At 43.6% G+C, this 7,163-nt stretch carries 7 protein-coding genes; 6 read left to right on the top strand and 1 reads right to left on the bottom strand.

The features are described from left to right. The first annotated feature begins 72 nt into the window (after positions 1–72). Positions 73–1,341 carry a CapA family protein gene (locus SSIN_RS00135; RefSeq protein ID WP_037614386.1) on the top strand — a complete coding sequence of 423 codons (1,269 nt, stop codon included), beginning with the start codon at positions 73–75 and terminating at the stop codon, positions 1,339–1,341. A gap of 183 nt (positions 1,342–1,524) precedes the next feature. Here SSIN_RS00135 and SSIN_RS00130 read toward each other — a convergent pair whose 3' ends face one another. After that, complete coding sequence (locus SSIN_RS00130) at positions 1,525–2,397, bottom strand: AraC family transcriptional regulator (RefSeq protein ID WP_084578595.1); 873 nt, start codon at positions 2,395–2,397, stop codon at positions 1,525–1,527. Between the two features lie 111 nt (positions 2,398–2,508). Between SSIN_RS00130 and SSIN_RS00125 the strand changes: the two genes are divergently transcribed. From SSIN_RS00125 to SSIN_RS00105, 5 genes are all read left to right on the top strand, one after another. After that, entirely contained in the window at positions 2,509–3,948 is a 1,440-nt protein-coding gene (locus tag SSIN_RS00125) for a glycoside hydrolase family 1 protein (protein ID WP_037614384.1), read from the top strand. Continuing rightward, on the top strand, positions 3,938–4,324 hold the full coding sequence (locus tag SSIN_RS00120; RefSeq protein WP_037614383.1) for a VOC family protein: 387 nt from the start codon (positions 3,938–3,940) through the stop codon (positions 4,322–4,324). Before SSIN_RS00125 ends, SSIN_RS00120 begins: the two co-directional genes overlap by 11 nt. A 403-nt stretch (positions 4,325–4,727) precedes the next feature. Beyond that, entirely contained in the window at positions 4,728–5,555 is an 828-nt protein-coding gene (locus SSIN_RS00115; protein WP_037614382.1) for a Cof-type HAD-IIB family hydrolase, read from the top strand. After that, positions 5,556–6,188 (top strand): SGNH/GDSL hydrolase family protein, encoded by a 633-nt coding sequence (locus tag SSIN_RS00110; protein WP_037614381.1) that lies wholly within the window; start codon positions 5,556–5,558, stop codon positions 6,186–6,188. It abuts the gene before it with no gap. A gap of 195 nt (positions 6,189–6,383) precedes the next feature. Continuing rightward, positions 6,384–7,163 (top strand): SH3 domain-containing protein (locus tag SSIN_RS00105; RefSeq protein WP_156956253.1); only part of this gene is annotated, 780 nt, incomplete at its 3' end.

The following is a 7,163-nucleotide window of genomic DNA, read 5'->3' as shown; positions in this document are numbered from 1 at the left end:
TCTATAAAATAATTAAGAAAGGGTTTATACTGGCGGAAGCTACCCGCTAATATAAATATAAGGCTGACAAAAATGGAGAAAAGAACTGAAAAAAGAAAAAAATCTGTGAGAAGCAACCGTGGATTTATCCTTGCCCTGCTGGGAACGGTGTTGGTATCAGCGAGTGCTATTTTATTCTTTCAAAATATGATAGGAATGAATAAACAGAGCGACAGGAATACTGCTAAAAATGAGCCAAATTCCTCTTCGATAGCAGGGCAAAAGACGGACTCAAAAAGCGTTCGTATTATGGCTAATGGGGATCTTTTATATCATGACGGCCTCTATATGAGCGCTCAAAAGGAAGATGGGAGCTATGATTTTTCGGAAAATTACCAGTATGTCAAGGAATGGCTCCATCAGGGAGACTTGGTTTTGGGGGATTTTGAAGGGACCATTCGGCCGGACTATCCTTTAGGGGGCTATCCGCTTTTCAACGCTCCAGAAGCCGTTGTTTCAGCCATCAAAGATGCTGGTTATCAAGTAGTAGATCTGGCCCACAATCATATCTTGGATTCTGGTCTCGAAGGAGTGTTCACAACTGTCAAGGCTTTTGAAAATCAAGGAATTACTCCAGTTGGTGTCTACACTCATGAAGACCGTGCCAAATCTCCGCTCCTCATCAAAGAAGTAAAAGGCATCAAGATTGCTATTCTGGCCTATTCCTATGGTTTTAACGGCTTGGAGTCCAATCTTAGCCAGGAGGAGATTGACAAGCATCTATCAACCTTTGATGAAGACAAGATGAAGGCTGAAATTGAGCGAGCAGAAAAAGAAGCGGATATTACGGTAGTTATGCCGCAGACGGGAGTCGAGTATCAGCTGGAGCCGAATGAGGAACAGGTAAACCTTTATCACAAAATGGTAGACTGGGGAGCGGACATCATTTTTGGTGGGCACCCGCACGTGGTCCAACCCTCCGAAGTCCTTGAAAAAGACGGTCAGAAGAAGTTGATTATCTACTCCATGGGGAATTTCATCTCTAACCAGCGGATTGAAACCATGGCTGGAGTGGAGACTGCCCAATGGACGGAGCGTGGCGTGCTGATGGATGTTACCATTGAAAAGACGGATAAGGGAACCATTATTAAAACAGCTCAGGCGCATCCAAGCTGGGTCAGCCGTGTGGAAAAGGGAACTTACTCCCCAGAAGGATACCCGCTTTACACCTATCAAACCCTTATTTTAGAAGATTTCATTGAGGGCGGAAAATATCGGGATCAGCTAGATCAGGCAACCAAAGATCGGGTTGACACATCTTATCAAGAAATGAATGAGCATGTGCATCTGAACTGGAAATAACCTAGAAAAGACTCTGGGATGACATAGCTGCTGAAAAGTAAAACTCAAAGAATTCAAAATAAACCAAAAACGAATGCTTCACTTCTTCAGATGTTGATGGAAGAAGGAACATTCGTTTTTGGTTAAAAAATTATGATTCAATTCTGTTTTCTAATGCAGACTGTTTAAGCAAACTTAGCAATCTCATTTTTTCCGATATTGACTGGGGGTCATTTGGTAGTATTTTTTAAATTGACGATTGAAATTGGAGAGGTTGTTAAAGCCAGACTGACTGGAGATTTCCAGAACCGACAGAGTGGAGTGCTGGAGGAGTTCGGCAGCCTTGCGCAGGCGAAATTGAATCAGATATTCAATGCAGGAAACACCCAAATGTTTTTTGAAGAAATTCATGAAATGCGTGGGACTGTAGCCGCAGATGCCAGACAGCTGATCAATAGTGAGCTCTTCCTGATAATGCTCATTGATGTAGTCAATGATGGAGCGGATTTTCTCCTCCTTGCGGTAGCCCTCAGCAGACAGCTCCTTGGAGACGATATAGTCGTTCTCAAAGAGCAGGTAAAAAAGCTGGTTGAGCTGGGCCTTGAGCTGAAATTCATAGTATTTCTTTTGGAAATAGCCCGTTTCCATGGTGTCCAGCAGACACTTGCGAATTTGCTCATAGGCTTGGTCACTAGGCTTGATCACATGGACAAAGTCTAGCTGGCCATTGTATAGAGGCTGTAGGTAGTGAATGCTGGCATGATCCATGGCCGAATAGCCCATCAAATCCAAGTGAAAGTTAATCGCATCCATATAATGTCGCTGATTGTCAATCGGGTGGATCGAGTGGAGAGCATTGGGACGAATCAGGATAATATCACCTTTTTGACTATTGAAATAATGATAGTCAATGTGAAATTGGGCGCTTCCTTCGTGGACATAAATAATCTCAACATCTGTATGCCAGTGGAAAAGAATATCAGGATGGCCGTTTTCAGTAATTGTCCGCGTCAGAGAGTACGGAGTGCCTTGGTTTTTATAGACGGTATTTTTATGCAGTTGCCCTAAATCAATCATGTTATCACTCTTTCGTGGAATAGTATCATTTTTTAAGATGATTGTGTTGGAAAATATATTTGACAACTATTATAATATAATTAGAATAAAAACGAAAGTAGGAAAATATAAATGGGTAAATTTCCAGAAAATTTTCTTTGGGGCGGAGCGACAGCAGCCAACCAGTATGAAGGAGCCTACAATGTTGATGGGAAGGGACTGTCCGTTCAAGATGTGACTCCGAAAGGTGGCGTGCCAGCTAAGGCTGGTGACCACGATCCTTTGATTACAGAGCAGCCTACACCGGACAATCTTAAGCTGGAAGGGATTGATTTCTACCACCGCTACAAGGAGGATATTGCCCTCTTTGCGGAGATGGGCTTCAAGGTTTATCGGACTTCCATTGCCTGGTCTCGAATTTTCCCAAATGGGGACGAGCTGGAGCCCAATGAAGCCGGTCTGCAGTTCTATGACGATCTCTTTGATGAGCTGGCTAAGTATGGCATTGAGCCACTGATTACCCTGTCTCACTATGAAACGCCGCTGCACTTGGCGCGTCAGTACAATGGCTGGGCTAACCGCGATTTGATTGATTTTTATGAGCGTTATGTTCGCACGGTCTTTACCCGCTACAAGGACAAGGTCAAGTATTGGCTGACCTTTAATGAAATCAACTTCGTCCTCCATGCACCTTTTATGAGTGGTGGCATTGCGACTCCGTTTGATGAGCTGTCCAAGCAGGACCTCTATCAAGCGGTCCATCATGAGCTGGTGGCTTCTGCTTTGGCAACTAAGATTGGTCATGAGATCAATCCGGATTTCAAGATTGGCTGTATGGTCCTCGCTATGCCGGCCTATCCTATGACACCCAAACCGGAAGATGTGTTAGCGGCGCGTGAATTTGAAAATCAAAACTACCTCTTCTCTGATATCCATGCGCGTGGAAAATACCCAGCGTATATCAATCGTTTCTTCAAAGAGAATGGCATTGAGATTCAGTTTGCGCCAGGCGACAAAGAGCTTTTAGCTGAAAACACTGTAGACTTTATTTCCTTCTCTTACTACATGAGTGTAGTTGCGGCCCACGATCCGGAAAATTATTCTTCTGGCCGAGGCAATCTTTTAGGTGGTATCATGAATCCTTATCTGGCTAGTTCAGAATGGGGTTGGCAGATTGACCCAGTCGGACTGCGCTTGGTGTTAAATAGCTTTTATGACCGCTATCAGCTCCCTCTCTTCATCGTGGAAAATGGTCTCGGTGCCAAGGATGTCTTGGTGGATGGTCCAAATGGCCCAACGGTTGAAGATGACTACCGCATTGATTATCTCAAACAGCATTTGCAGCAGGTAGGAGAAGCGTTGGAAGATGGCGTAGAATTGCTAGGTTACACAACTTGGGGCTGTATTGACCTGGTATCTGCCTCTACGGCGGAAATGAGCAAGCGCTATGGCTTTATCTACGTTGACCGCAATGATGACGGCACTGGTAGTCTAGCTCGTTACAAGAAAAAATCCTTTGACTGGTACAAAGAAGTCATCGCAAGCAACGGAGGCAGCCTCTATGAAGATTGAACATGCAGCCCTTTATGTCCGTGATTTGGAAGCGGCTCGACACTTTTTTGAAACTTATTTTGCAGCTAAGAGCAATGCCCTTTACCATAACCAGAGAACAGGCTTTCAGTCCTATTTTCTGACCTTTGACGAAGGAGCGCGCTTGGAAATTATGACGCGGGATGAGGATTTGACAGATGGCAGCCATGACCTGCTTTTCACAGGTTACCACCATCTGGCCTTCAGCCTGGGCAGTCCTGAGGCGGTAGACCAACTGACAGTCCGTTTGGAAAAAGGTGGTTATCCTGTTCTGAGCGGCCCTAGAGTGACAGGTGATGGTTATTATGAAAGTTGTATCCAAGCTTTTGAAGGCAACCAAATTGAACTGACAGTTTGAAACATAACAGCTGTGAGTTCTGTTTCTAATTAGAGCTCCTTATAAAATAAACCTTGTCTAGTGACTAGGTTTGGATTGAAGAAATTATTCTAACGAATGTCTCTTCAATCTTTTTTGTTTTCTAGTCAGGGGCTGGGCAACCTGATTTCCTATTATCAAAATAGCTTCGTATGGCTTTATTTTCAACTTTCTAAGTAGTATAATGAATTCTAAACAAAGCAAAAAATGGAAGATTGGATTAGTAAACAATAATCATTAGATTGGCAAATAAGCTGTGGGACTGTGAATAAACAGGGATTTTCTTGCAGCTCAATAGTCTAAATAAGAGAAGCTGACGTATGAAACAGCCCATAAAGTTTAAAGGATTATGACAGAAAGAGCAAGACTTGCTTGAGGTGAAAATATGACCATTAAAATGATTGCTACAGATATGGACGGCACGCTTTTGGATGCGAGAGGGGAGCTGGACTTGCCGCGTCTAACAGCTGTTTTGGATCAGCTGGAGGAGCGAGACATCAAGTTTGTCGTTGCAACAGGCAATGAAATCCAACGAATGCGTCTATTATTGGGGGATTTGATAGATCGTATGACCCTGATTGTAGCCAATGGAGCCAGAATCTTTGAAAAAAATGAAATGATGATGGGGACCTTCTGGCAGTCTGATTTGATTGCGGAGACACTGGATTATTTCCATGGCCGAGAACGAGATGTTCATTTAGTTGTGACATCTACAAAGGGTGGGTTTGTTCAGGACGGCACAGATTTTCCTATGATAAACAAGGTCATGACAGATGAGATGGCTCGTCATTTTTACAAACAGATGAATTTCATGCCCAGTCTGCAAAGTCACCATTTTGAAGAAGTGCTGAAGATGAGTATTATGGTGGATGAAGCGAAAGCAACAGAAATCACGCAACGAATCAACAAAGACTTCTCTGGACGATTGAGCGCGGTGACCAGTGGTTACGGCGCGATTGATATTATCCAAGAAGGCGTCCATAAGGCTTGGGGAATTCGTCAGCTGATGGATCAGTGGCAAATCGGAAGCAAGGAGATTATGGCTTTTGGAGACAGCGAAAATGATTTGGAAATGCTGGAATTGGCGGATTTCTCCTATGCCATGGCAAATGGAGATGAGAAGATTAAGCGCATTGCCAGTCGCTTGGCACCAGCCAATACAGAAGCCGGGGTTTTGCAGGTGATTGAGCAATACTTAGAAAAAGGAGTTTAAATGGCAGTTCAACTATTAGAACAATGGCTCTTAAATGAGCAGGCGAAGATTCAGAAAAATTATCGGGACTTGAATCAGCTTGCGGTAAAAGAGCCAGCGATTATTTTTATCGGTGATTCGATTGTGGAATACTATCCTCTGAATGAGTTGTTGCAAAGTCCCCAAATGTTCCTTAACCGTGGGATTCGTGGCTATAAAACAGACCAGCTGCTGGAACATCTGGATGCCCATCTCTTTGGTCAGGCTCTGGATAAGGTTTTTCTCCTGATTGGAACCAATGATCTCGGTAAGGAAGTGCCTCAAGAAGAGACCTTAGTTAACTTGGAGGGCATTATTCAAAGTTTGGCAAGGGACTATCCTTTGACCCAGCTCCAGCTTTTGTCGGTTCTGCCTGTAAATGAGAAGGAACAGTACAAAGGGACGGTTTACATCCGGACGAACGAGAAGATTCGAGCCCTCAATCGTGCTTACCGAGACCTAGCAAGTATCTATACGAATGTCCAGTTTATCGACCTTTATGATACTTTCTTGGATGAAAGTGGCCAATTGCGCGAGGAATTTACCACAGATGGCTTGCATTTGACCATCGCCGGCTATGCAAGGCTGTCAAAAGCTCTCCAACCCTATCTCTAAGTGCTCTTAGGAGACATGATTTTCATATTAGCAAAAACTGCTCCAGTCTGAATGAAGATTGGGGTATTTTAGTTACTTTTATAAAATCGTGTAGAATGTTACAAAACGATTACAAATGTTACAGTTATGTGTTGACGAATGGTTTTGAAAGGTATAAAATATAAGTGAAGATTTATTAGAAAGCAGGATAGGAGTATGAAACACAGGATGTTTGGTCGCGAACTACAACGCTTCTCCATACGGAAATATTCATTTGGCGCAGCTTCCGTTTTGATTGGTTGTATCCTCTTTATGACGGGGCGGCCTGCATTTGCAGATAGTCTGGCTGCTAATCCAGTAGAAATAGCAAATCAGAGCCTTGATAGCACGAAAGGAGAAGAGGCAGCCAACCAACTCACAGTAGTTCAAGCTGTGACAGAGCAAAAAGAAGAAGTGGTCGCAACAGAAAAAGAAAAGTCTGAATCGTCAGTTTCAACTTCAGATTTACCGATGCAAGCAGAAAATCCTTCCACAATGAGCGAGGGTGCAGCGGACACATCAACTCCATCTGCTAGACCGGAGACTGAAGCAGCAAGAGCAGCGGACGAAAAAGAAAGCGGCCCTGTTGCGGTTGATACGACTGTTCGTATGGCTGCGGCTGCAGGAACTACAAGTAGTGAAGAACAGCAGATACCGAAGCAAACCTTGCCAAGTCAAGGACAGTATACCTATACAAAACGAACAGAAGTAAAAAATGAGCCTAAAGCGACTGCACCGACTCAATTCTATGTAAATGCTGGAGATAAGGTGTTTTATGACAGAGTTTTGACTACGGATGGTTACCAATGGATTAGTTACAAATCTTACAGTGGTATTCGGCGCTATGCTGCGATTGAAAAATTAAGTCAAGCAGAGCCTCAGAATCCTATAAGCGACACTCCCCAAGGCACCCTCACTATTACAAATGTAGATTCAAATGCTGGTAGCTTCGATGTA

It is taken from the genome of Streptococcus sinensis (assembly GCF_000767835.1).
GTDB classification, from domain to species: domain Bacteria; phylum Bacillota; class Bacilli; order Lactobacillales; family Streptococcaceae; genus Streptococcus; species Streptococcus sinensis.
This window is presented reverse-complemented; position numbering and strand designations above follow the sequence as displayed.